General features: G+C 70.4%; 23 protein-coding genes. 12 read left to right on the top strand and 11 right to left on the bottom strand.

Features of this window, described 5'->3' with window-relative positions; all coding sequences use genetic code 11:
* Positions 1–76: 76 nt before the first annotated feature.
* Complete coding sequence (locus ACI79W_RS17035; protein WP_456563273.1) at positions 77–955, top strand: DNA methyltransferase; 879 nt, start codon at positions 77–79, stop codon at positions 953–955.
* Positions 956–987: 32 nt separating this feature from the next.
* Positions 988–1728, top strand: a complete 741-nt coding sequence (locus ACI79W_RS17030) for a DNA-methyltransferase (protein ID WP_456563336.1) — start codon at positions 988–990, stop codon at positions 1726–1728.
* On the opposite strand, the gene ACI79W_RS17025 is transcribed toward ACI79W_RS17030, so the two are convergent.
* From ACI79W_RS17025 to ACI79W_RS17015, 3 genes are all read right to left on the bottom strand, one after another.
* The gene (locus ACI79W_RS17025; RefSeq protein ID WP_456563272.1) at positions 1688–2971 is read right to left on the bottom strand and encodes a hypothetical protein; all 1284 of its coding nucleotides are present in this window, start codon (positions 2969–2971) and stop codon (positions 1688–1690) included. The two genes, ACI79W_RS17030 and ACI79W_RS17025, sit on opposite strands and share 41 nt — an antisense overlap.
* 475 nt (positions 2972–3446) lie before the next feature.
* Complete coding sequence (locus ACI79W_RS17020; RefSeq protein WP_456563271.1) at positions 3447–4037, bottom strand: hypothetical protein; 591 nt, start codon at positions 4035–4037, stop codon at positions 3447–3449.
* A gap of 558 nt (positions 4038–4595) precedes the next feature.
* Positions 4596–5657, bottom strand: a complete 1062-nt coding sequence (locus ACI79W_RS17015) for an AAA family ATPase (RefSeq protein WP_456563270.1) — start codon at positions 5655–5657, stop codon at positions 4596–4598.
* A 93-nt stretch (positions 5658–5750) separates the two neighbouring features.
* On the opposite strand from ACI79W_RS17015, the gene ACI79W_RS17010 reads away from it, so the two are divergent.
* Positions 5751–5909, top strand: a complete 159-nt coding sequence (locus ACI79W_RS17010; protein ID WP_456563269.1) for a hypothetical protein — start codon at positions 5751–5753, stop codon at positions 5907–5909.
* Here the strand turns inward: ACI79W_RS17010 and ACI79W_RS17005 are convergent.
* Both ACI79W_RS17005 and ACI79W_RS17000 read right to left on the bottom strand, forming a co-directional pair.
* On the bottom strand, positions 5899–6153 hold the full coding sequence (locus ACI79W_RS17005; RefSeq protein WP_456563268.1) for a hypothetical protein: 255 nt from the start codon (positions 6151–6153) through the stop codon (positions 5899–5901). The two genes, ACI79W_RS17010 and ACI79W_RS17005, sit on opposite strands and share 11 nt — an antisense overlap.
* 197 nt (positions 6154–6350) lie before the next feature.
* Complete coding sequence (locus ACI79W_RS17000; RefSeq protein ID WP_456563267.1) at positions 6351–7889, bottom strand: recombinase family protein; 1539 nt, start codon at positions 7887–7889, stop codon at positions 6351–6353.
* Positions 7890–8007: 118 nt separating this feature from the next.
* On the opposite strand from ACI79W_RS17000, the gene ACI79W_RS16995 reads away from it, so the two are divergent.
* From ACI79W_RS16995 to ACI79W_RS16985, 3 genes are all read left to right on the top strand, one after another.
* Positions 8008–9291: an AAA family ATPase gene (locus ACI79W_RS16995; RefSeq protein ID WP_456563266.1), complete on the top strand. Its 1284-nt coding sequence runs from the start codon at positions 8008–8010 to the stop codon at positions 9289–9291.
* 71 nt (positions 9292–9362) lie between these two features.
* Positions 9363–9545: a hypothetical protein gene (locus ACI79W_RS16990; RefSeq protein ID WP_456563265.1), complete on the top strand. Its 183-nt coding sequence runs from the start codon at positions 9363–9365 to the stop codon at positions 9543–9545.
* Between the two features lie 12 nt (positions 9546–9557).
* The gene (locus tag ACI79W_RS16985; protein ID WP_456563264.1) at positions 9558–9752 is read left to right on the top strand and encodes a hypothetical protein; all 195 of its coding nucleotides are present in this window, start codon (positions 9558–9560) and stop codon (positions 9750–9752) included.
* A 23-nt stretch (positions 9753–9775) separates the two neighbouring features.
* Here ACI79W_RS16985 and ACI79W_RS16980 read toward each other — a convergent pair whose 3' ends face one another.
* From ACI79W_RS16980 to ACI79W_RS16965, 4 genes are all read right to left on the bottom strand, one after another.
* The gene (locus ACI79W_RS16980; RefSeq protein WP_456563263.1) at positions 9776–11359 is read right to left on the bottom strand and encodes a helicase HerA-like domain-containing protein; all 1584 of its coding nucleotides are present in this window, start codon (positions 11357–11359) and stop codon (positions 9776–9778) included.
* A gap of 67 nt (positions 11360–11426) precedes the next feature.
* Positions 11427–13034, bottom strand: coding sequence for an esterase/lipase family protein (locus ACI79W_RS16975; protein WP_456563262.1), 1608 nt, complete (start codon positions 13032–13034; stop codon positions 11427–11429).
* Positions 13031–13663, bottom strand: coding sequence for a hypothetical protein (locus tag ACI79W_RS16970; protein ID WP_456563261.1), 633 nt, complete (start codon positions 13661–13663; stop codon positions 13031–13033). The genes ACI79W_RS16975 and ACI79W_RS16970 overlap by 4 nt, the downstream gene beginning before the upstream one ends.
* Positions 13664–13964: 301 nt before the next feature.
* Complete coding sequence (locus tag ACI79W_RS16965) at positions 13965–14600, bottom strand: hypothetical protein (protein ID WP_456563339.1); 636 nt, start codon at positions 14598–14600, stop codon at positions 13965–13967.
* Here ACI79W_RS16965 and ACI79W_RS16960 point away from each other — a divergent pair.
* Both ACI79W_RS16960 and ACI79W_RS16955 read left to right on the top strand, forming a co-directional pair.
* Complete coding sequence (locus tag ACI79W_RS16960) at positions 14542–15051, top strand: DUF305 domain-containing protein (protein ID WP_456563260.1); 510 nt, start codon at positions 14542–14544, stop codon at positions 15049–15051. The genes ACI79W_RS16965 and ACI79W_RS16960 overlap by 59 nt on opposite strands.
* Positions 15052–15215: 164 nt before the next feature.
* Positions 15216–15419 (top strand): hypothetical protein, encoded by a 204-nt coding sequence (locus ACI79W_RS16955; RefSeq protein ID WP_456563259.1) that lies wholly within the window; start codon positions 15216–15218, stop codon positions 15417–15419.
* Positions 15420–15512: 93 nt separating this feature from the next.
* Here ACI79W_RS16955 and ACI79W_RS16950 read toward each other — a convergent pair whose 3' ends face one another.
* Positions 15513–17024 carry a tannase/feruloyl esterase family alpha/beta hydrolase gene (locus ACI79W_RS16950; protein ID WP_456563258.1) on the bottom strand — a complete coding sequence of 504 codons (1512 nt, stop codon included), beginning with the start codon at positions 17022–17024 and terminating at the stop codon, positions 15513–15515.
* Positions 17025–17358: 334 nt separating this feature from the next.
* Between ACI79W_RS16950 and ACI79W_RS16945 the strand changes: the two genes are divergently transcribed.
* Complete coding sequence (locus ACI79W_RS16945; protein ID WP_456563257.1) at positions 17359–17601, top strand: hypothetical protein; 243 nt, start codon at positions 17359–17361, stop codon at positions 17599–17601.
* A gap of 376 nt (positions 17602–17977) precedes the next feature.
* On the opposite strand, the gene ACI79W_RS16940 is transcribed toward ACI79W_RS16945, so the two are convergent.
* Complete coding sequence (locus tag ACI79W_RS16940; RefSeq protein ID WP_456563256.1) at positions 17978–18214, bottom strand: hypothetical protein; 237 nt, start codon at positions 18212–18214, stop codon at positions 17978–17980.
* 67 nt (positions 18215–18281) lie between these two features.
* Here ACI79W_RS16940 and cutA point away from each other — a divergent pair, with 67 nt between their 5' ends.
* The 3 genes from cutA to ACI79W_RS16925 all read left to right on the top strand — a co-directional run bounded on the left by cutA (position 18282) and on the right by ACI79W_RS16925 (position 21615).
* Positions 18282–18608: a divalent-cation tolerance protein CutA gene (gene cutA, locus ACI79W_RS16935; protein WP_456563255.1), complete on the top strand. Its 327-nt coding sequence runs from the start codon at positions 18282–18284 to the stop codon at positions 18606–18608.
* Between the two features lie 120 nt (positions 18609–18728).
* Complete coding sequence (locus ACI79W_RS16930; RefSeq protein ID WP_456563254.1) at positions 18729–20486, top strand: putative bifunctional diguanylate cyclase/phosphodiesterase; 1758 nt, start codon at positions 18729–18731, stop codon at positions 20484–20486.
* A gap of 100 nt (positions 20487–20586) precedes the next feature.
* The gene (locus ACI79W_RS16925; protein WP_456563253.1) at positions 20587–21615 is read left to right on the top strand and encodes a lipase family alpha/beta hydrolase; all 1029 of its coding nucleotides are present in this window, start codon (positions 20587–20589) and stop codon (positions 21613–21615) included.
* The last annotated feature ends 101 nt before the right edge of the window (positions 21616–21716 follow it).

Raw genomic sequence — 21716 nt, 5'->3', positions numbered from 1 at the left:
GCCGTAGCTCTCGAACTGTCACCCGCTCGGGTGACACTCGTCGACGACGCGCGTTGGTCCTGCGGACGGAGAAGCTTTGGACGAGGACAGCAAGATCAAAAGTGAGCAAGCGGTGGTCGCTCCGAGTGTTTCGCCCAAGAACACGCTGAACGCCCTCACCTCAAAGGAATGGCTCAGCGAGAGCGTTAGCGTTTGGAACCAGCGCGGGCTGGGTGCCGGCCACGCTGAAGCAGCTATTGAGAGGCTGCATCCTGCTCCGTTCTCCTACACGGACGTCAGTCGCCTGGTGCGCATGTTCACCAAGCCCGGCATGCGCGTCCTTGACCCCTTCGTTGGCATCGGTTCAACGCTCAAGGCGTGCGCCCTTGAAGGCAGAGAAGGCATCGGTTTTGAGCTATACCCATACTTCGCGGAGTTGGCCCGCAGACGTCTTGAGACGGAGGTCCCTGAGGACGCCGACGGACTGCCGCAAGCGGTATGGGAGGGTGACGCACGGATCCTGGCGTCGAAGTTGGAGCCAAGCTCGCTAAACTTCATCGTCACTAGCCCGCCATACTGGGGAATCCTCAATAAGAAGGCGGACCATAAGGTTCAACAGGTCCGCATTGCCGAGGGCCTCGTCACCAACTACGGCGACGACAGCCGGGATCTTGGCAACGTTCTCGACTACGACGAGTTCATCGAGGACCTAGCGACGACACTCGGTGCGTGTGGCGAAGCGCTCGTGCACAAGGGGTACATGGCGCTCATTGTGGGCGACTTTCGCCATGGCAGTCGCTACTACCCATTCCACGCCGACATCGCCCGTGCCATGGAGGAGCGAGGCTTCGTCCTGCAGGCTATGAACGTTCTTTACCAGCGTCACAAGCGCGTGTTCCCGTACGGCTACCCCTACGCGTACGTCCCCAACGTGCACCACCAGAACATCGTCATCCTGCGAAAGCTTAGTAAGTGAACGTTGTCGTCCAGGGTGACTGCTTGGAGTTGATGCGCGAGCTGCCGGACGGCGCTGCGCAGCTGGTCATCGCCGACCCTCCCTACAACATCGGTCCGTCATTTGGCATTTCACAGGAATGGAACCGCTCGACCAAGTGGCTGCCCTGGTGCGAGGCGTGGCTCAAGGAAGCCATGCGTGTGCTGGCAGATGACGGCCAAATCTTCGTATACGGCATTCACCATTACCAGTGCTACATCCAGGTGATGCTCTATGAGATGGGCATGCACTACCGGCGGCAGATCATCTGGCACTACGAAAACGGGTGGAGTCGAAGCCGCAAGACGCTAGCCACGCACTACGAGCCTCTGTTGTGGTTCTCGAAGAGCGAGCGCTACACCTATCACCCGGTGCGTGAGCCCTACAAGAGCACGGACCGCCTCAAGCACAAGATCGTCAAAAATGGCAAGGTGTGGACGCCCAATCCCGAGGGGCGGATGGCCGGGGACGTCTGGAAGTTCCCGACCTTGGCCGGTCGGCGCTTCCGAGACGAACGGGTCGATCATCCGACGCAGAAGCCCATGGCGTTGACGGATCGCATCGTTCAGCATTTCAGCAATCCGGACGATCTGGTGGTCGTGCCCTTCGCCGGCAGCGGCACGGAGTTGGTCAGCGCAGCAAAGAACGGGCGCCGATACTGGGGCTGCGACATCAAGCCTGAGTACGTCGCATTGGCGAAGGAACGGCTTGCGTCTACGGAAGCAGATCCAGGACTTCCTGACCCCGTGGGTTGAGCGCTAGCGCCAGCCCGGTCGTGGGCAGGTGGATGGCGCCGACATTCTCGTGAGTCAGGTAGTCACGGAGTTCGATGGGCACCATGTGATCGAACACCGCGCAGCGCACAACCTCACGATCCCCGAGCCGCGGCTTCGCATGGAAGTACTCGTAGTAGCTGAGTTGGCCAACTGCAGCGCGAATACGCGCGTGCGCATCGACGTCGCTCGTAATCGTCTTCATTTCGAAGAGGATCGCGGGCTTCGTGGCATCGAATGGAACCCACAGCATGTCGTAGGCAAACTCATCCTCGAAGAGTTCACCGTCACCGTCGCCGATCAACTGGGCCATGGCGCGTACCAGAGCCTGGTGACCGAATGTCCGCTCGCGCAGGCGCTCAGCCGCCCGTTGCTGCTCTTCCTTGGTCAGCGTCCGGGGCGGCTCGCTGCTGCGTCGCGCGGCGATTGTCTTTGAGGTAACGAGTTTGCCGACAGTGGTCCGCTTCGCACGCTTGGCGATCCGCGTGCGGGCCGTAGCGGGCGTGGTCGGCTGGCCAATGATCTGCCAGCCCTCCTGCGACAGTGAGAAGAAGCCGTCCTCGTCCTCCACCACCAGGCCAGCGGCGACCGCGAGCGTCGGAAAAATCTTCACGGCGTTCGCGCGCTGGTAATCGGTGATTCCGAGCTGGCTCATGCGCTGCGCGCGCGGCAGGTCATACAGGTGGCGAACGCGGTTGAACTCCGCATCTGAGTCGTCGGTCGGCTCGAGCGCGAGCTCCAGACCGTCCCTGTGCTGAGTGGGTCGATGCGCCAGGAGCTTCAGCAGCACAGGAATCGGGTGATGCGGGCTGACTCCGCCCTTCTCCGTGACCTCGATCGACAGTAGGCCCTCAACCAGCAGAGCCTGCTCCTCGATGCTGCCAGCCGCGCTGGCCAGGAGCGCTTGGCCCTCAGCTGTGACGTGTGCGTCGTGGTCGACCCAGCCCATATCCCGCAGGGTGCGCCGCAACTCTCGGGCGAAGGTCCGCACTCCCTGACTTGCAGCCGGCTTCTTGCGCTCCTGCGCGATGCGCTCGTCGAGCTCTCGTTGAGTGGCTTGAGTGCCGTCGAGCCCGCGGAAGGTGTAGACGCCCTCCTGCGCACAGGCATACCCGAGCACCTCGTCAGACGTCGCGTCCTCGGATGCTTGGTTCAGTTGGTCGATCACATAGAGCGTGTCCCGGATACGGGGGAAGGACGACGCCTGGTTCGGATAGTTCTTCACGCTTGCGGTGCCCCCGTTGGTCTTGCGGCCGAAGCCGAACCATAGGAGGCGCGTGGCATCCGGTGCTATGACCGCCACGCCTTCGGGTGGGGCAACCGGCGGCGGCGACTCACAAGGAGTGGCGGTCGGGCGCGAACTGGCTAGGGTCCTTGAGATCGGGACGGGGCATCTAAGCCATGCCCCGTCCCGATCAGCGGGCGCTACTTACCCTTGCGGCGGCGGAAGATTCTCTCCACCACGGTGGTGCCCGGCCTGCGCCGAGCCTCCCTGACCGGGATGAACTTCCCCGTCTTGGCGTCCCGGCCGACGCTTCGGCCACCTCTCCTTGCCATGGTGCTGCTCCCTTCGGAGTGGCCGCCTACCCGCTGTAGGCGGTTCGCTTCGATGGGTACCCGGTTCGGCGAGGCTTCATTCGCACACGCGTACGACGACTCCAGAGGTTGCTTCAGGCGCATCTTCGTGCCGCAGGTCCGTGTCAGCCCGCGAGTCGCCGAGGCCACGAGTACTGGATCGGGAGGTCCACCTGACGGTCGTGCCGTCGGCACAGGTAGGTGATGGGCAGCGTGTGCAGCGTCCCCCGGTACGCGAACCTGCGGTCGTTCCAGTGGTACACGGGGAGTGGCGCGTTCAAGCTGATGGCCGCGAACACAGGTGTGACCTCGTCCTCCGGGATCGGCTTCTTGCACGTGAAGCAGACGGCCGGGTATTCGTCCTGGTGTTCCGTGATGAGGTGGTGCTGCGCGCAGCTAGCCGCAACTCGGCCGGCGGGCTTGTCGCAGAGCAGTCGGTCGGGATGCCGGGTGCACAAGAAGGCCATCCGGTCATCGTCGAAGAGCCGCCGGTGCCCGATCGGGAGCATCCCCCGGTAGCCAGGCCCACCGGAGTTGGCCACGTCGACGAGGTGGAGGCACGAGTACTTGTGGCCTTGAAGTCCGGACCTGAGTGCGTCCTCGATGACCTCCGCGACCATCGCACCTAGATTGATGACGCCGCGCATCGCGGCGACCATCTCGATCCGCGCATTCTTGTCATCCTCGATGCGCTGAGCCTGCCGGTTGTTATTCATTGGTTGACCTTTCTTATTTGTGTCTTACTTTCGATGTGATCGTGCATTAGCCGTAAGGCTCGCCGGCCGTCGCCGGACGTCAGTGGGGGAAGTGCCGGGTCTCGGCCGTAGCCGAGAGCCCGCCGGTTGAGCTCACCGGTGTTGCGGAACCAGCTGCTGTGTAAGAGGCCGTGGACCCGGCCATCTGGCCGGACGAGCAGCCACCAGCCGGGTCGAGTGGTCCAGCGGTGACCACGCGCGGCGTCCGCCACGGCTGTCCGCTGGTCCCGGACGTCGGCGACCTCGACTCCCAGAAGGGCGGAGAGCTCGGCCAGGGGCTCGGTGCTCATGTCGCGGTCACCACCGTGCTGATGGGACCTACCGAGTCGGGGATGGTGGGTGGACACCAGTTGGACATGGCAGTTCGACACGTCCTGGACACGGGTGGACATCGGGTCGCGTCAACCAGCGGCGAAGTGGCGCTTCGTGTTGGACAGCGATTGGACAGGTCTAGTTGGACACGTCCAACTACTAGGGGTAGTCCGAGATGTCCAACTTGCTCGACTCGACCGATTTGACTCATCGCTGGTCCCCGTCCCGGTGGACATCCTCGGCGAGCTTGTCGATGAGCCTGGTGATGGTCTTCGCGTGGACGCCGAGCTGCGGCGCCAACGCCGTGGCGACCGCATGCTTGGAGTGCTCCGGGTGCAGGCGCCGGTACTCCTGGATGGCGACGATGCGCTTGGCTTCCTCGGTGAGTGCCTCGAGTGCGTCGAGGAAGCGCAGCCGGGGGTACTCCAACTCGTACCGACCACCGAGCCTCCGTCGATCGGCGATCTTCGACCGTTCACACGTGAGGAGCAAGTCCGCCATGTGCCAGTCGACGTCGGTGCGCTGCCGCCACATGGACGAGCCGCGGAATCGACGTTCACTGCTGTTGTGTCCGGAGTGCCCGATCGCCAGGGTGCAGGCACTCCACTCGGCGGAGATCCGCTTCATGGCGTTGATGACCGGGGCGACCTCCTTGACGCCCATGTCGTCGGGCATCCCCATCCCGTAGATGGTGTCGAAGATGACCAAGCCGGGACGGAGGTCGATGTACTCGTCGATGAGTCGCCGGACGTCCTCGGTACTCACAAGGTTGACCGGCTCGGTGATCACATAGGTGTTGTCCTTGGCCGACTCCCAGAGCGGCGAGGCCGACCACCGATCCCCAAAGTCGTGCATGCCCTCGTCCATGACGTAGAGCACCGGCCGGGTCTCCAAGACCGCGTGCCCCCGCCACGGGGTGCCCGTGGCGACGTGCAGGCCCCAGTCCCGCGCCAGGAGCGACTTTCCGGCTGCCTCGGGGCCTCCGAGAAGCGCGGGGCCGGTCGGCAAGACTTCCTCCATGACCGGCGACGGTTGGCGGAGGGCTGCGTACTCGGCGGCGGTCCGCCGGACGCGAGGCTCGACCCCGTCGGCGGCTTCCTCCTCATCTAGTTCGCGCCGTGCGATTCGATCGAGTCGCATGCGGTGCTTCTCGATGTCAATGATGTCTCTATCCCCGAACTTTTCACTGGGGCGCAATTGAGGTGTGTAGCCAGTGGGAAATGCCGTCGGCGGAGGAGGGGGAGGCGATTCGGGCGTATTGTTGTTCATGTCGTTCCCTCCCCGCCAACCACCTGGGGGAGGGGGCGACACACCTGTGGGGGTGTAGGACGCAGTAGCGGGTCGGCCGCGGAGGTCGGCCCGGTGCTGTCTCCGGCGGTGGGCGCGGACCGCAGCAGTGCCGCGACCTTGGCGACGGCGCTCGGGTCCTCGATCAACACCGGGACGTTGCTCGCCATGCAGGAGACCCAGAGCGCGTGCCTCGCCACGGGGGAGAGGTCGTCGATCGCGCTCATCGCTTAGGCCCGTACTTCGGCTGGTACTTGCGCGCCAAGGTCCCGGCGTCGAAGAGGTCCTCTAGGCGCAGACCGAGAAGACGGGGGAGTCGCTCGCGGACGACCGGTGACGGGGTCACTCGGCCGTAGAGGGTGTTTCTCAGGTGGATGTAAGGAACGCCGATCGCCTGCGCGACGCCGCCAATGGACCGCTGCTGGGCCTTGATGGCGTAGTAGGCCGGCTGCGCGCTCTCACGCAACTTGTAAGGCAAGAATCTGCACCTCGCAGAGAGATATCTGCGAGTCCCTGCCGCGGGCGCTCCGAGCGTCCTACTCCGCGTCGGAGACGCGTGAGGCTCGCGTGCTGAGCACGGGTCCTACTTGACCGGTCGGACGTCCTGGACTCCCGTGGGACGCCGCGTCGCGGGGCGGTTCCAATTGTATACTCGCTAACCCTTGAGTGGGCGTCTCAGGACCTCCAGCGAACGTGCACCCTCCGAAGCAAAACGAGCTCCTGGTGCTGCTTGCGGCGCTTTTCCAAATCCTCGTTGCATTCTCCACGCTTGCGCGTCAGTGTCGTGGCCATCCTTGGCGGATGAGGCTCGACCACGACCTTCTCGATGACGTGGGAGAGGAGGGTGCGCTGCCACGTGGCGTCGTGCTCGGACCAGACCTCTTGTAGGGACCGGCCGCCGGTCTCCACGAGGAAGCTGCTGCGCTGGATCTCGGAAAGCTCCCGGCGCAAGCCGTCGAGACGCTGTTGGATGCGGTCGACCTGGCGGAGGTAGCGACGCCGGTCCAGGGTGCCGTCCGCGTGGTCGTCATCCAGGCGCTCGAGAAGACGCTCGTCGTCCGCGATCCGCTGGCGCAGGTCGTTGTCGTCGGCCCGTTCTTCGTGCGACGAGAGGGCAAGCTGGACGCCTGGAACGTCCAGTCGCGCAAACACCTGGCCGAGCACCCACTCCTCGACCGGCGGGTAGTCGACGCGGATCTTGCCGCAGCCACCCTGCGACACCTGGCAGATGAACGACGCGACCGTCTCTCCCTTGACTCCTCGCTTAAGTGCCCGGTTCGACCCGGACAGCCAGTGACCGCATGACCCGCAGATCAACAGGCCGGAGAGCGCGTACTTGCGTCTGCTGGACCAGTCCGGCTTGCGCGCCGCGGCGAACCGGTGGTCGTCGTAGAGGATCTCGCGGAGGCGGTCCCAGGTCGGTCGATCGATTATCGGGTCGGCCACCTGGCGCAAGGTGCCGTCCTTCATCTCGAAGCAGCCGATTGTGGCCGGCGTGGTGAGGATGCGCTTGAGGGTCTGCGCCTGCCAGCGGGTGCCCTCCGGTGCTCGGGGGCTCGGTCCCGTCTTGATGCCCCGGCGGTTGAAGTCGGTCCAGACGCCGTAGAGGGACTCGCCGTTGAGGATGCGGCGAGCGGCCTCCCGGGTGACCTCGGCCCTCTCCGGGTTGACAACCAGCTTGCCGAGGTGGGCCAGGTCCCGGTCGTAGCCGTACGGCGGGCGGCCACCGTGGAAGAGGCCTCGATCCCGGCGTTGCTTGGCCGCACGGGCGACGCGGACGCCGTTTTCCTCCGATTCGTTGGCCGCCACGGACGCTTTGATGCGAGCAGTCATCCGGCCGCTCGGGGTAGAGAGGTCGTCGTCGCCGGAGGTGATGGTGCAGAACTGCACGCCGGTCTGCTCGTGCAGCTGGATGAGGTCCTCAAGCTCCTGCGGTCGCCGAGTCAACCGTGAGTTGGAGTAGCTGAGGACGATGTCGACCTGGCCCTCGCCGACCAGCTTCAGCATCCGGCGGTAGTCCGGTCGCACCTTCTTGCTGCGGGTGCTCGCGCTGATGTCGTTGTCGGTGAAGGTGCCGATGACGTGCCAGCCCTCGCGGTCAGCGCGGGTCATGCAGTCCTCGCGCTGGCGCTCAACGCCAAGTCGCTCGCCCTCGCGGTCGTCGCTGATGCGGCAGTAGATCGCAGCGCGGAGTGGATTACAAGACGTAGCCACTCCGTAATCGTACTACTCAAACTACGACCTGCTGATCGCGCTCAACTCCGGCCTTCCCGGGGTGCAGCAACGACGGTAGTGGACAGGATGCGTCGTCGTGCCCCCGTACCCTCCAGCCGTGCAGCGCTACGACCTAGACGACGTCTTCGTGACCGGCGGCGAACCGGAGGTCACCTACGTGGCCCGGTCGGAGCGGGGACTGGAGGGCGAGGTCGAGCGGTACCTCAAGGTGGGCCGCAAGGTCCTGGCCGTCTCCGGCCCGAGCAAGTCGGGGAAGTCCACGCTGGTCAACCGTGTGCTGCGCGAGACGGGGACACCGTACGTCCGGATCACCGGCGCATCGCTGGAGAGCATGAGGGCCTTCTGGGAGATCGTCGCCCACCGATTGTCGGTGCCCACCAGCGTCGAGACGGTCGGCGAGTCCACGGTGGAGTTCGGGGCTCAGGCGTCCGCGAAGACGGGCGGCGGCCTCATCCCCGCCGAGCTGGCGGCCCAGGTCAACTCGCGGTTCCAGCACCGGGGAGCGACAACGACAGTGTCGATCACCGTTCTCAGTGAGTCGGTCCGAGACGTATTGGTCGACCTCGGCGTGACCCTGGTCATCGATGACTTCCACTACGCGCCGGACGACGTCCGACGCAGCCTCGCTCGTGAGATCAAGGACCTCGTGTACGGCGGGGCCAGGGTCATCCTGGTCGCCATCCCGGCCCGCGTGATGGATCTGCTGCAAGCCGAGGGTGAGCTGGCCGGGCGCGTGATGCCCCTCGCCGTCAAGGACTGGGAAGCGATAGAGCTACTCCGCATCGCCACCAAGGGGTTCGAGGCGCTCAACGTCCACGACCGAGGCAACCAGGGAGCGCTCGCAGGGAAGCTGGTGACGGAGAGCTACGGCAGCCCGTCGATCATGCAGGAGCTGTGCGCCGAGGTCTGCCGGGAGAACGGGGTCACCGAGACCCGGGAGGGGAACGGCCTCGACTTGGAGCCACCCCACTGGGACACCTTCTTCGGCAAGATCGCCAAGCGTCAGCAACCGGCGGTCATCGAGCACCTCAAGTTGGGGCCGGTGGAGCGGCGCAAGCGTCAGCAGCTGCCGACCGCGAAGGGCGACAGCCTGGACCTCTACTCGGCCGTACTGATCGCGCTTCGCCGACGGTCTCCCAAGCGCAGCCTGACCACGGCGGAGCTGAGCGAGGCCCTCAACGAGTTCATGGAGACGCGGCCGCAGATGCAGCGCATCCGCCGGACCTGCGGTCAGATGGCCAAGATCGCCTTCGAGAAGCGGGGTGACGGGGACGTCGCCCTGGACTTCTCGACGGACCCCGAGCGACTGAGCGTCGTGGATCCCTTCCTCGCCTTCTTCATCACCTGGGGGCTGCCCGAGCTGGGCCTCCCCGCGGACTGATGCCGCAGGGCTGCCCCCACCGCGACCGTCCCCCGGTGCATGCGGTGACCGGCGGCTCCTACCGTCCGGCCATGGGCTACGACAGCAGCGCCGTCGACGTCATCGGCCTCGATGCTCATCGCTTGGCCCGGCATCCTGTCGAAGCCGGCGAGGTCGCCGGGCGGCGTCTCCACGAGCAGCTCCCTGCCGAGGCCCGCGAGCGGGTGGCGTCGGGCCGAGGTTCCGGAGACCTAGACGCCCTCGTCGGCGAGTAGGCAGCTCGCCGGGTGTCTCCTCCCTACGCACCGGCGGGGGCGGGCTGCGACGCCGCGGGGGGCTACTCGCCGGCGCTGGCGCCGGGGGAGGAGTTCTCCGTCTGCGTGACCGTCACCGTGCGCGTCCCCTTGCTGCCGGAGTTCGTGGACGCCAACACCGCCACCGGCCAGTTCGTCGTCGAGCGCGACCGCTACGTCGACCGCTGACCGACCGGTCGCCGCGGGGAACGTCAGCGGCGGCGCCGCCGTGTCCCGAAGAGCCCGCGGGTGAGCTCCCGGCCGAGCGCGGAGGCCGCCGACCGGGCGAAGGAGCGGAAGACCGGGGACTCGAGCACCCGGCTCAGACCGCCCTCCTCCGGCTGGGGCTGCGGATCGGGGCGCCGACGAGGCGTCGGTGGCTCGGAGCTCTTCGGGAGCCCGCTGGGCTGAGGGGGAGACACCCGGGCTGCCAGCCGTTCGTAAGCGGAGTCGCGGTCCACCGGCTGCCCGTACTTGCGCTGCAACGGCGATGCCGCCACCGACCGGGCCATCGCGGCCGGCTCGATGGGTGCCATGAGCGAGCGCGGCGCCCGGAGCATCGTCCAGGCGACCGGCGTGGGCGTGCCCCGGTCGGACAGCACGGTCACCGCCGCCTCCCCGATGCCCAGGCCGGTGAGCAGTTCCTCGAGGTCGTAGTCCTTGGTCCTGGGGAAGGTGGAGACCGTCTTCCGCAGCGCGGTCGCGTCCTCGGGGGTGAAGGTCCGCAGCGCGTGCTGCAACCGGTTCCCGAGCTGCCCGAGGACGGCGCTGGGCACGTCGGTCGGGTTCTGCGTGACGAAGAAGATGCCGACGCCCTTGGAACGGATCAGCCGCACGGTCTGGGTCACCGACTCCAGGAACGCCTTGCTCGCGTTGCTGAACAGCAGGTGCGCCTCGTCGAAGAAGAAGACGAGCTTCGGCTTGTCGAGGTCGCCGACCTCGGGCAGCTCCTCGAAGAGCTCGGCGAGCAGCCACATGAGGAAGGTGGAGAACAGCGCCGGCCGGTCCTGGACGGCGGCCAGCTCGACCGCGGTGATGACGCCGCGGCCGTCGTCGGTGGTGCGCATGAGATCGGTGGGCTCGAACTCGGGCTCGCCGAAGAAGACGTCACCGCCGAGCTCGGCCAGGGCGATCAGCTTGCGCAGGATGACCCCGGCCGTGGCCGGGGAGAGCCCGCCGAGATCCTTCAGCTCCGACTTGCCCTCGTCCGACAGCAGCCACTGGACGACCGCGCGCAGGTCCTGGAGGTCGAGCAGCGGGAGCCCGGCGGTGTCGGCGTAGTGGTAGATCAGCCCGAGCGAGCTCTCCTGGGTCGGGTTCAGGTCGAGGACCTTCGACAGCAGCAGGGGACCGAAGTCGGTGAGGGTGCAGCGCACCGGCACGCCCGTGCCGAGCCCGCCGAGGGCGAGGAACTCCACCGGGTACGCCGTGGGCTGCCAGTCGTCGCCGGTGTGCGCCGCGCGTTGGGTGATCCGGTCGCCGGCGGCGCCCGCCTGCGCCAGACCGCTGAGGTCGCCCTTGACGTCGGCGAGCACCACCGGCACCCCGGCCGCGGAGAGCTGCTCGGCGATCACCTGCAGCGTCTTGGTCTTCCCCGTACCGGTCGCACCCGCGATGAGGCCGTGCCGGTTGAGCATCGCCAGCGGTACCCGCACGGCCGCTCCCGGGTGCGGTGCACCTCCGTGCACGACCGAGCCGAGCTCCACCGCCGGCCCGGTGGTGGTGAAGCCGGACGCGATCCGGCCGGCCGGGTCGTCGGAGATCGCGGGGCCGGCTGCGGCGTTCTGGTCGGTCACAGAGCGGACGCTATCCGCAGGTCCTCCCGAGCGCGGGCGGAGAGCGGCCTCTCGGGGAGAGTCGGGATCAGACGGCACGGCCGATCGCCCAGGCGACCGCGACGCCGACGGACGCGGCCGCGACCCGCGACCGCCCGCCCCACGGACGCGCCCAGCGGGCCAGCAGGACGGCGCCGCCCACCGCCATGGGAGCGGACAGCAGCCCGGCCAGCCGGCCGACCAGGCCGAACCAGTACGGCGACACGCCACCGGGGTCCGGTCCGCGGCGACCGTCGACCAGGAAGTCGGACACGTGCGGGAGGACGTCGGGCTGGAGCGCGGCACCGTGGTTGCCCCGGTAGGCGCCCGGCTGCTCGACCACGCGCGCCGGGCGGTCGTCGAACCCGTCGACCCCCGCCGTCCCGACGTCGCGCATGCCCAATCCGCGCAGGGCGGCGCACAGCCAGCCGACCGGCATGTCGTGGGTCGCGCGATCGTTGAGGACGAGGTCTGTCACCTGGCCGCGCCCGACGACCTCCGTCCACGGGTACTCCCGCGGCAGCACCGAACCTGCGAGGTAGATGCGGTCGAAGTACAGCGCGGGGACCGCTACGAGGGCGCGACCGAGCAGGTAGGTGCCGTTGCTGTGCCCGGTGAAGTGCCGGGGGCTGCCGTGGTGGACGACGTGCACCTGGCCGTACCACTCGAGGAAGCGGCGCAGGTTGCGCGACCGGGTGAAGGGCAGCGCGAAGTCGATCGCGCTGAAGTAGCCGTAGCTGGGTGCCCACACGACCGGAGGGCGGCTGCCCGGCTCTGCCACCGGCCGGGAGAGCCGGCTGGTCAGCTCGCCGACCCAGGTCGCGTACCTGCTGGTCCGGATCCCGTGGAGCACGACGTACACGGGAGCGTCCGACGTGTCCTCGGCGCGCAGTAGCTCGGTGTCGAGCTCGCCGAGCAGCGCGTGGCGCAGGATGCCGTACCGCTCGGGGTCGTCCGTGACGTCCACCAGGCTGCTGTGGTCGGCACCCGGGACGTCGATCCGCATCGCACCGGCCATGTACTCGATGTCGAGGCTGTCCTCCCGGGTGACGAGGTCGTCCCGGTCGCCGAGCACCTGCACGACGAGCACCGCCGGCGGTGCCGGGGTGCGGAAGGCGTTCACCCAGCGCAGCCGCAGCTCCGTGAGGTAGGGCGATCCCCACTGCAGGTCCTCGGCGGTCAGCCGGCCGACCGCGGCGGCCAGCGCGTACGGCCCCCGCATCACCAGCGGCAGCCGACTGGTCCGGAAGCCGGCGTTCGGCGCGGCCAGGAGCACCATGCGCGCCACCTTCGACGTCCAGGGGTGGGCGGCCGATCCAGCGCCGGCGAGCCCGGCGTCCAGCAGGAACGCGTGCCGGACCAGCAGACCGCCGAGGCTGTGGCCGACCAGCAGGATCCGGTCCACCGGGCGACCGGCACCGTTGTCGCCGGCCCAGGTGCGCACCTGCACGGCGAGCCGGTGCGCGGCGTCCTCCATCCGCTGGGAGCCCAGCGGCGTCAGCCCGTGCGGCCAGACACGCACCTGCCACCCGGGTCCGAGGTCCGCGCCCACCTGCCGGAGGAGTTCCGCCGACCGGCTCGCCGTGGCGAGCCCGGGAACGTAGACCAGTAGCCCGATAGCGGCGTCGCTGCCGGGCGGGGCTGTGTCGGTGCTCATGACGGTTCCTCCTGCTGGTCGACGACGGGTGCGTGGCCGTGCTGGGCCTCGGAGAACGCGCCGGTGAGGGAGAGACGGGTGAGGAGGTAGGCGTCGAGGAAGCCGACGACGGCGAAGAACAGCAGGATGCTGCCGATCACGTGCTCGGCGTCGCTCAGCCCGAACGCGCCTGCGATGGCATCGACGAGCCGGCCGAAGGCTCCCGGGGCCTCGGCGATCTGCACCAGTCCGATGCCCACGAGGATCTTCGTCAGCCAGTCACTGATCTGCTCCAGGTTGGTGTTGGCCGAGACCCCGCCGCGCACGGTGTTCGTGACCCGCCCCGGGGCCCCTGGCGCCTCTGCGGCACCGCTCTCGGTCAGCACCTTGGGCACGCCGAACAGGAAGCCGAGCATCCCGCCGACCGCCATCGCCGCGGCGGCCAGGAGCAGCAGCCCGGCGAGGACGCTGGACCGCGCCGCCCACGAGGTCGCCGCCCCGTACGCCCAGAGCGCGACCAGTGCGATGCCGATCAGCGGCAGCAGCCAGCTCAGCTGCCAGGCCCAGCGGTACCGGCCGACCCGTCGGGCGGGCGGGCGATCGGTGGCCGCGTCCCGCTCGACCCGCGACCGGCTCCCCGACGACGACATGGCCACCCCTCCCGGCCGCCCGGGTGAGGTATCGGGAAGGGACGCCGCAGGAGGGGCGGCGGCCGCGTGCCGGGACCGTCCGGGCCGAGGCGCAGAAAGTACGGGGCCTGGGACCCACGCGCATGGCGCTCGGGACCGACCGGCTGCCACGTGGCCCACCCCCGCCGCGCGGCGGTACCCCTTGCGCACGACGCCTCCGTACGGGGTGACCGGAGCGAGGAACCCGGTGCCTCCCAGGAGGCCTGCCGCCCTCTGCCGGGTCCCCGGTCCTGGCGACGAGCGGCTGGTGCCGCCGCTCGAGTCACCCGGGGGCGTCGAGCCTCTCGGGCAGCACCCGGAATGTCTCGAGGACGTGCGCGGCCACCTCGTCCTCGACGCCCTCGGACAACTGGACCTGCACGAACGCGACGTACGTGGCCTGGGGCGGTGTCGCGAAGCCGTCGTAGACGGTCTGACCTCCCTGCCCGCAGTCGGTCCACACCCGGTAGACGACGTCGACACCGTCGTCCCGCTGCAGCTCCTCCTCGCGGTCGAAGACGCACTGCTCCAGGCCCCAGTCCCTCGACCGCAGCTGCTGCACCAGGTCGGCCTCGAGGTCGTCGCGCGCTGGTACCTCCGAGCCCTGGTCGTCGGGCACGACCCGGTGGGCACCGAGGAAGGCGCGCGGCCGCGAGGTGTTCGCGGGGAGGGAAGGGTCCGGGCCCGCCGTCAGCCCCGGGCCGAGCGGTGCGCCGTCCACGCCGTCCAGCGTGCTGTTCAGGGCGGACCAGGACGTGGGCACCTCGAAGGCCAGCGCACCGCTGCCGTCCTCCACGCGGTGGTAGTCGACGGTCTGGCCCGTGGATGTGCCCAGCAGGTCCCGGACGAAATCGGGAGTGATGATCGCGGTCGCGACGGCGCCGGCCACAGCGGTGCCGCAGACGCCTGCCACGGTCACGAGCGCGTTGCGACGCCGTCGTCGCGCACCGCCGTCGCGGCGTCCGCTGTGGGCGCCACGCCGTCCCGACGCGGGCGAGGCCATGGCCGGAACTGTGACCGACACAGCTCGTCCGGGCAAGCGTCGTCGGGCTGCCCGCGCGAGAGCCTGCGGGGCCCAGCCGCTGCGTCGCAGCCAGGTCACCGTGGACGACCGCACTTGGATGGGCGCGATGACCCCGCACCACTCGCTGGCCATCGCGCGCTCCGAGCGCGCGGACATCCACGACGTCCGCGTCTGCCAGCTCGCCGTCGACATCATCGTCGCCCAGAAAAAGGAGATCGCCGAGATGGAGTGGCTGATCGAGGACATCCGGGAGAACGGCGAGGTGGAGACCCTCGAGGAGGCCCCGGAGCGGCCGGTGCCCGAGTTCGCGGCCGAGGGGCTGCGGGACTGCCCTCCGGCGGGCTGACGGCCCGAGGGGCGGCCGCCCGGGGCGCTCGGGCCCTCCGACCCGGCGGACGGGGACTCTCGACCCTCGTGCCGGACGCCTCCCGGGAGCAGCGTGGGACCGGGTCCGGAGAGGGCCCGGCGGCGCGCCGGCCGGCGCCCGTCCGTCCTGCACAGGGAGCGGTCATGAGCGTCCACGCACACCACCCCGGCCTCGTCCCGCCGCCCGCCGCCCAGCAGCGGCCGGCCGACGAACGGCCCCCGGAACGGCAGGCGGCGGAGGACCACGCCTGGCTGCTCGGCCTCGGCGTGATCGCCGCGGTGGTGCTGGTGTTCACCGCCATGGTGGTGCTGACCCTGCTCGCGGGGGGCGACGGCTACACGAGGTGAGCCGGCCCCGCTGACCGGAGGTCCGGGCCAGGGGACGGGGGAGAACCGCCGCACGGCCCCGGGAGCATGCCGTGCGGCGGTCGTCGTCCTCCGTCAGCCGATGACGTACTCCGGCACCACGCGGGTGCTCACCACCTCGCCGCCGGCCAGCTTGCTCGCGGTCACCTGGTCGGGAGCCTCGCCGTGCTCGACCCACCGCTCGATGGCGGTGAGCCAGTCCACGGTGTCCTCACCCGGGCCGCCGGAGCAGTGGTACACGCCGGGCAGCAGGAACAGCCGCATCCAGTCCTCGGTGGCCGCCCGCCCGCCGTTGGCCGCGACCGCCTTCCGCACGTAGTCGATCGTGCCCTCGGGGGTGATCAGCGGGTCCGCCCAGCCGTGCCACACGAGCAGCTTGCCGCCGGCGCGCTCGAAGCGGTGCATCCGCACCTCGTCGGCGTTGTAGATCTTCGCCATCGACCGCAGCTTGGCGGCGTCCCGCGTGGGGTCGAAGTCGAACAGCGAGTAGTCCGGGCCCGGGTCGCGCGGGAAGGCCAGGTACTGCAGCACCTGCTGGGCGTAGTTGCCGCCACCGGAGAGGGCGGTGTCGGTGCCGATCGACCAGCCCGGCCAACCCGCCTCGGAGCCGACCACGAGCCCGCCCGGGTAGAGCTGGCGGCCCCGGTCGTCGACCGGCGGGGCGTAGAAGGCGCGGACGACGTCGACCTGCGCCGACGTCAGGCAGGTCGGCTGGTCGACGTCACCCGGGCACTGGAGCGACCCCGGGTCGAAGTCGCAGCCCTCGGGATCGGCGATCACACCGTCGACGGCGCCGTCCAGGGCGTCGCACCGGTCCAGCGCCGCGGCGGCGACCACCGGGGCCTTGGTGCCGGGCAGGATGACCGTGCCGTCGGGGTTGCGGTTGACCGTCTCCAGGTGTCCCTGGGACAGCGGCGCCAGGTAGTTCTGGTAGAGCGCCGGGGCACCGGCCACGATGCCGTCGAAGTCCTCGGGGTAGCGCTGCGCCTCCGACAACGCCTGCCGCCCGCCGGTGGAGCAGCCCTGGAAGTACGAGTACGTGGGCGCCTGGCCGTAGAACTGCTGGATGTACTGCTTGGCCGCCACCGAGACCACGTGCGGCGAGCGGTAGCCCCAGTCGATCTCGGCCCTGCGGTCGTCGTACGCCCACGACCCGTCGTCCTGGCCCTGGTGGCCGCTGTCCTCCGCAGCGACGGCGTACCCGCGGGACAGCGCCTGGCCGCAGGAGTCGATGGGGATGTAGCCGCAGAAGCCGCCGCAGCCGGTCTGGAAGTACTTCTGGTTCCACCCGGTGGTGGGGAACTGCATCTGGAAGCCGATGTCGCCGATCCGGCCGGTGACGTCGCAGTGCTCCGGCTCGCCGGCGGTGGCGGGGACGACGCCGGCCGTGTCGATGACGGCGCGGTCGCCCTCCACGCGGACGGTGCTGCCGATCAGGGCGGCGCACCGCTCGGCCCCGGACGCCTCGGGAGCCGGTGCCCCCGGTGGTGCGGCCGACGCCGGTACGGCGAGCGCCAGCAGTGCGACGAGGGTGAGCAGCACGGCACCCAGCCGTCCTCGGTCGCCGGTGCGGGGAATCATCGTCATGCGAGCCTCCCGGAATGCCGACGACAATTGTTCCGCTGATCGGAACAATTGTCGTGTGTGGTGCGGGCAGTCAAGGAGGTCGGCCGCCGAAAGGCAATGGCTACGCCGGAGTATCGGGCGGGCCGCGATGATTTTACGCGGCTGTCACGACCATTGTTCCGCTCGCAGGAACGGACGAGCCGGTTGCGTCGGTCCGCCGCCGCTGGAAGGTGCCCGCCCGCGGCGCGTCGGCCGTCGGTCCGAGGGCGGGCAGGCGTCGCAGGTCAGGCGCACGGCCACGGACCGGTTCGCCCGGACGGGCGACGCGTGCTGTCCTGCGTCGTCACCATCCGCCGTGGGCACCGGCGGGCCGCAGGCCCGGAGCGCGCTGACCGAGGGGCGTGGCGAGCTGCGGGCCCTGACGGCCGGCCTGTCCGCCGGCGAGGATCAGGAGCTGAGGGCGGCCGTGGACGACCTGGTCGCCGCGCTGCGGGCGGTGGTCGACGCGCCCCGGGACGACGACGCGCGGGCGGGCCCCGTCGTCGAGGTGGACCAGCTGGGGACGCGGCTGCAACCGGCGTGCAGGTATCCGTCGTGAGGCGCCGCGTGGTGGCGGGCGCGTGCGCATGCCGCCGCGGCACGAGGCGCCCCTCCTACCGCCCGAGCAGCCGCCCGCTCCCCAGGAAGCCGCGGCGCCCCCGGGGCCGTTCCGGCGCCTGCGCACCGCTCCGGCGCCCGCACCCGTCCCGGCGCCTGCGCCCGTCCCCGCCGCCCGTCGTCCTCCCGGAGGTCCCGTCGTCGCGGTCCCGCCGCCGGCGCGCGATCTGCGCGCGGAGGTCGAGCAGTGGCTCAGGGACCTCGCGGAGCGCTTCGGGGGGCACCGGGAGAGCTTCGGGGGGCACCGGGAGAACGGTGACGGCCTGGGTCGGGGCGGGCGCCGGGGGACCGAGCGGGGGCGGGGACGCCCGCCCGGGTCAGCCGCCGCGCTCGACCTCGGCCTGCACCACGCCCCGCACCGCACGCAGCAGCGACTCGTCGGACGTGTCGCCGTTCGAGAGGGCGGCGCGGGCCTGGTCGTCCAGCAGGCTCCCGTCCACCGTCTCGAGCCAGCTCACGTCGCTCCCGACGCGGCGCCCGACCCGCAGGCCGCCGCCCTCCGGGCTCACCACGTAGTCGTCGCCGTCCAGCTGGATCGTCATCTCGTCGCTCATGCCGGTGCCCCTACCCCCGTGGCCCCCCGATCCACGCAGGGCCTCGTCCCGGAGGCAGGATCCGGGCATGGACGAGGAGTTCTGCGAGGTCGTCGTCACCGCCGCGGACGCCGACTGGCTCGCCGGCTGCACCCGCACGCTGGTCGAGGAGCGCCTGGCCGCCTGCGGGCAGCACGTCGCGCCGATCCGGTCGGTGTACCGCTGGCGGGGGGAGGTGCACGACGAGCCCGAGGCGCGGGTGGCCCTGCACACCCGCCGGGACCTGGTGCCCCGGATCGTGGCGCGCACCCGGGAGCTGCACCCGTACGAGGTGCCGTGCGTCATCGCCCTCCCGCTCGTCGGCGGCAACCCCGACTACCTGCGGTGGATAGACGAGGAGACGCGGCGCCCCTGACCGGCCGGTTCCCGGCTGCCCTTTCCCGGGTACCCGGGCGCGACCGGCTCCTGCCGCGCGCCCGTCCTGCCGATGCAGGGTGGGACGACGAACGGTGCCACGGAACCCGGCGGAGGGGATGTGACGACGACACCTGGCGAGCGCGAACTTCCCGTCGACGTGCGCCGCAGCACGGGGACCCCTGGCCGGGACGCCGCCCTCCTGGAGGCGGTGCTCGACGCCCTGGCGTCGCCGACCGTGCTGCTGGACCCCGACGGCCGCGTCGTGCTGGCCAACTCCGCGTGGACCACGGCGGGCGTGGAGCGGCAGGCGCCGATCCTCCCGGGCGCGGACTACCACGCGCTCGCCCTGACGCTGCGGGACGACGACGACGCCCGCCGGCTGGTGCGGGAGCTGCGGGAGCTGGCGGACGGCGCACGCTCGGAGGTGTCGGTCGACCGATCCCTGCCCGGCCCCCCGGGCACGGGTACGAGCTGGTTCCACGTGCAGGCCTCCCGCATCGACCAGGTGGGCCACGTCGTCGTCACGCACGTCGACATCACCGCCCGCGTGCTGGCCGAGAAGGCGTCCGCCTGGCAGGCCCGCCACGACTCGCTCACCGAGCTGCCCAACCGCGCGCACCTGCACGAGCTCATCGACACCGAGCTGCGCCGCCCCGGACGCCCCGCCGTCGCCGTGCTGTTCCTCGACGTCGACGGCTTCAAGGACGTCAACGACTCCCTCGGCCACGAGGTGGGCGACGAGCTGCTGCGCCAGCTGGCGGGGCGGCTGCTCGCCGTCACCCGCGCGCAGGACACCGTGGGCCGGCTCGGCGGCGACGAGTTCGTCGTCCTCTCGCGCGACTGCGAGGCCGACGGCGCCGAGCTCCTGGCACAGCGCTGCCAGGCCACCTTCGAGCAGCCCTTCGAGCTCGGCGGCCGCACGCACCGGTTGAGCGCGAGCATCGGCATCACCGCGGTCCCGGCCGGCTCGCCGGCCGAGGTGCGCTCGACCGACCTGGTCCGGGACGCCGACCTGGCGATGTACGCGGCCAAGGCCGCCGGGCGCAACCGGGTGCGGGTGTTCAGCCCCGAGCTGCGCGACAGCGTGCAGCGCAAGGTCGAGCTCGCCTCGGAGCTGCGGGACGCGATCGCGGACGGGGGGCTCTCGCTGCACTACCAGCCGGTCGTCGAGGTGGCGACGGGCCGCGTCACGGGCGTCGAGGCGCTGGTCCGCTGGCAGCACCCCGAACGGGGCCTGATCGGCCCCTGCGAGTTCGTGCCGGTGGCCGAGCAGCACGACCTCGTCGTCCCGCTGACCCGCTGGGTGCTCGGCGAGGCCTGCCGGCAGACGGCGGCGTGGCGCGACGACGGCGTCCCCGTCGTCACCGCTGTCAACGTCAGCGCCGTGCACCTGGCGTCGGGCACGCTCGTCGACGACATCCTCACCGCGCTGCAGGGCGCCGCCCTGGACCCCGGCCAGCTCGTGGTGGAGCTGACCGAGACCAGCGCCGCGGAGGACCCGGCGCGGGCGGCGCAGCAGTTCCGTCGCCTGCGCGAGCTGGGGGTCGAGTCCTCGATCGACGACTTCGGCAGCGGGTACTCCTCGCTGGGCCAGCTCGTCGCCATCCCGGCCGGCGTGCTCAAGATCGACCGCAGCCTGGTCACCGGGTCCGGTCGCCACGCCACCGCCGCGATCGCCGCGGTGGTCGGGCTGGCGAGGGGGTGCGGCATGCGCAGCCTGGCCGAGGGGGTGGAGTCGGCCGCCCAGCTGCGGCGCGTCGTCGACCTGGGTTGCTGGTACGCCCAGGGCTTCCACCTCGCCCGGCCGATGCCGGCCGACGAGTTCCTCCGGTGGGTGCGCGCCCGCGGTGGGCGGCTGGACCTCTCCGCCGGCTGAGGCAGCTTTCCGTGGCGGCGAGCACAACCCTCGGGGCGTTCGCTCGTTGTGCCCGTCGAGCGAGCGCGCGCGGGCGCGCCCCGGCCCGAGGAGATGCCCGGTGCAGAGGTTCCGGCTGCTGACCGCACTGACCGCTGCGCTGGCCACCGTGGTGCTGGCCGCCGGCACCGCCACGGCCGCCCCGGCGCCGACGACGGGGGAGTTCGCCCCGCTCGACCAGCGCGGGCCGGCACTCTCGGTGCCGAAGGCCGACCTGCGGGAGAGCCTCACCTGCAACGGGCCGCTGCGCGGGCTGGGGCAGGACCCGATCCTGCTCGTGCCCGGCACGACGATGGACCCGTACGTCGGCTTCCACTGGAACTACATGCGGGCCTTCGACCAGCGCGGGTGGCGCTGGTGCGCGGTGACCCTGCCCTTCGACGCCACCGGCGACGTCCAGGTGGCCGGCGAGCACCTGGTGCACGCCATCCGCACGATGAGCCAGCAGGCCGGCCGCGACGTCGACGTCGTCGGCTGGAGCCAGGGCGGGATGGTGCCGCGCTGGGCCCTGCGCTTCTGGCCCGACACCCGGGAGCTCGTCGACGACCTGGTGGGGCTCTCCCCGTCCAACCACGGCACCGTGCTCGCCGACGCCTCCTGCGGCACCGGCCCGTGCACGCCGGCCAACCACCAGCAGGCGTCGCAGTCGGAGTTCCTCCGGGCGCTCAACAGCGGGGCGGAGACCTTCGCCGGCGTCGACTACACGGTCGCCTACACCGCCGCCGACGAGATCGTCGTCCCGAACACCCCGCCGGTGGCCAGTTCGGCGCTGCGTACCGGCGCCGGCCGGATCGCCAACATCGCCACCCAGGAGGTGTGCCCGGCCAATGCGGCCGACCACTTCGCCATCGGCAGCTACGACCCGGTCGGCTACGCGATCGTGGTCGACGCCCTCACCCACGACGGGCCGGCCGTGCGCGGCCGGATCCCGCTGACCACGTGCGCCCACGTGCTCCAGCCGGGGGTGGACCCGGCGACCTTCGCCGCCGACCACGCCGCCTTCGTCGGGTACGCGGTCGACGGCGAGGGGAACGCACCCGAGGTCGACGAGGAACCGCCGTTGGCCCCGTACGTGCGGGCCCGCCGCTGAGCCGGCCGGCTCAGCCCGGCTCGCCGCGGCCCGTTCGGGGCAGCAACAACACCAGGTTGCCCGCCCGGCCGGCCGCGCGCCCCCTCAGGCCCCACCCGGGG

Source organism: Blastococcus sp. SYSU DS0533 (assembly GCF_054050775.1).
The sequence above is the reverse complement of the archived record's forward strand: the minus strand, read 5'-3'. Positions and strand labels throughout refer to the sequence as shown.

Coding starts and splice junctions, on each gene's coding strand:
- ACI79W_RS17030 (WP_456563336.1), top strand. CDS start 988: ATGCGCGAGCTGCCGGACGGCGCTGCGCAGCTGGTCATCGCCGACCCT.
- ACI79W_RS17020 (WP_456563271.1), bottom strand. CDS start 4,037: ATGAATAACAACCGGCAGGCTCAGCGCATCGAGGATGACAAGAATGCG.
- ACI79W_RS17015 (WP_456563270.1), bottom strand. CDS start 5,657: ATGAACAACAATACGCCCGAATCGCCTCCCCCTCCTCCGCCGACGGCA.
- ACI79W_RS16990 (WP_456563265.1), top strand. CDS start 9,363: ATGGGCTACGACAGCAGCGCCGTCGACGTCATCGGCCTCGATGCTCAT.
- ACI79W_RS16975 (WP_456563262.1), bottom strand. CDS start 13,034: ATGAGCACCGACACAGCCCCGCCCGGCAGCGACGCCGCTATCGGGCTA.
- ACI79W_RS16970 (WP_456563261.1), bottom strand. CDS start 13,663: ATGTCGTCGTCGGGGAGCCGGTCGCGGGTCGAGCGGGACGCGGCCACC.
- ACI79W_RS16960 (WP_456563260.1), top strand. CDS start 14,542: ATGATCGCGGTCGCGACGGCGCCGGCCACAGCGGTGCCGCAGACGCCT.
- ACI79W_RS16955 (WP_456563259.1), top strand. CDS start 15,216: ATGAGCGTCCACGCACACCACCCCGGCCTCGTCCCGCCGCCCGCCGCC.
- ACI79W_RS16950 (WP_456563258.1), bottom strand. CDS start 17,024: ATGACGATGATTCCCCGCACCGGCGACCGAGGACGGCTGGGTGCCGTG.
- ACI79W_RS16940 (WP_456563256.1), bottom strand. CDS start 18,214: ATGAGCGACGAGATGACGATCCAGCTGGACGGCGACGACTACGTGGTG.
- cutA (WP_456563255.1), top strand. CDS start 18,282: ATGGACGAGGAGTTCTGCGAGGTCGTCGTCACCGCCGCGGACGCCGAC.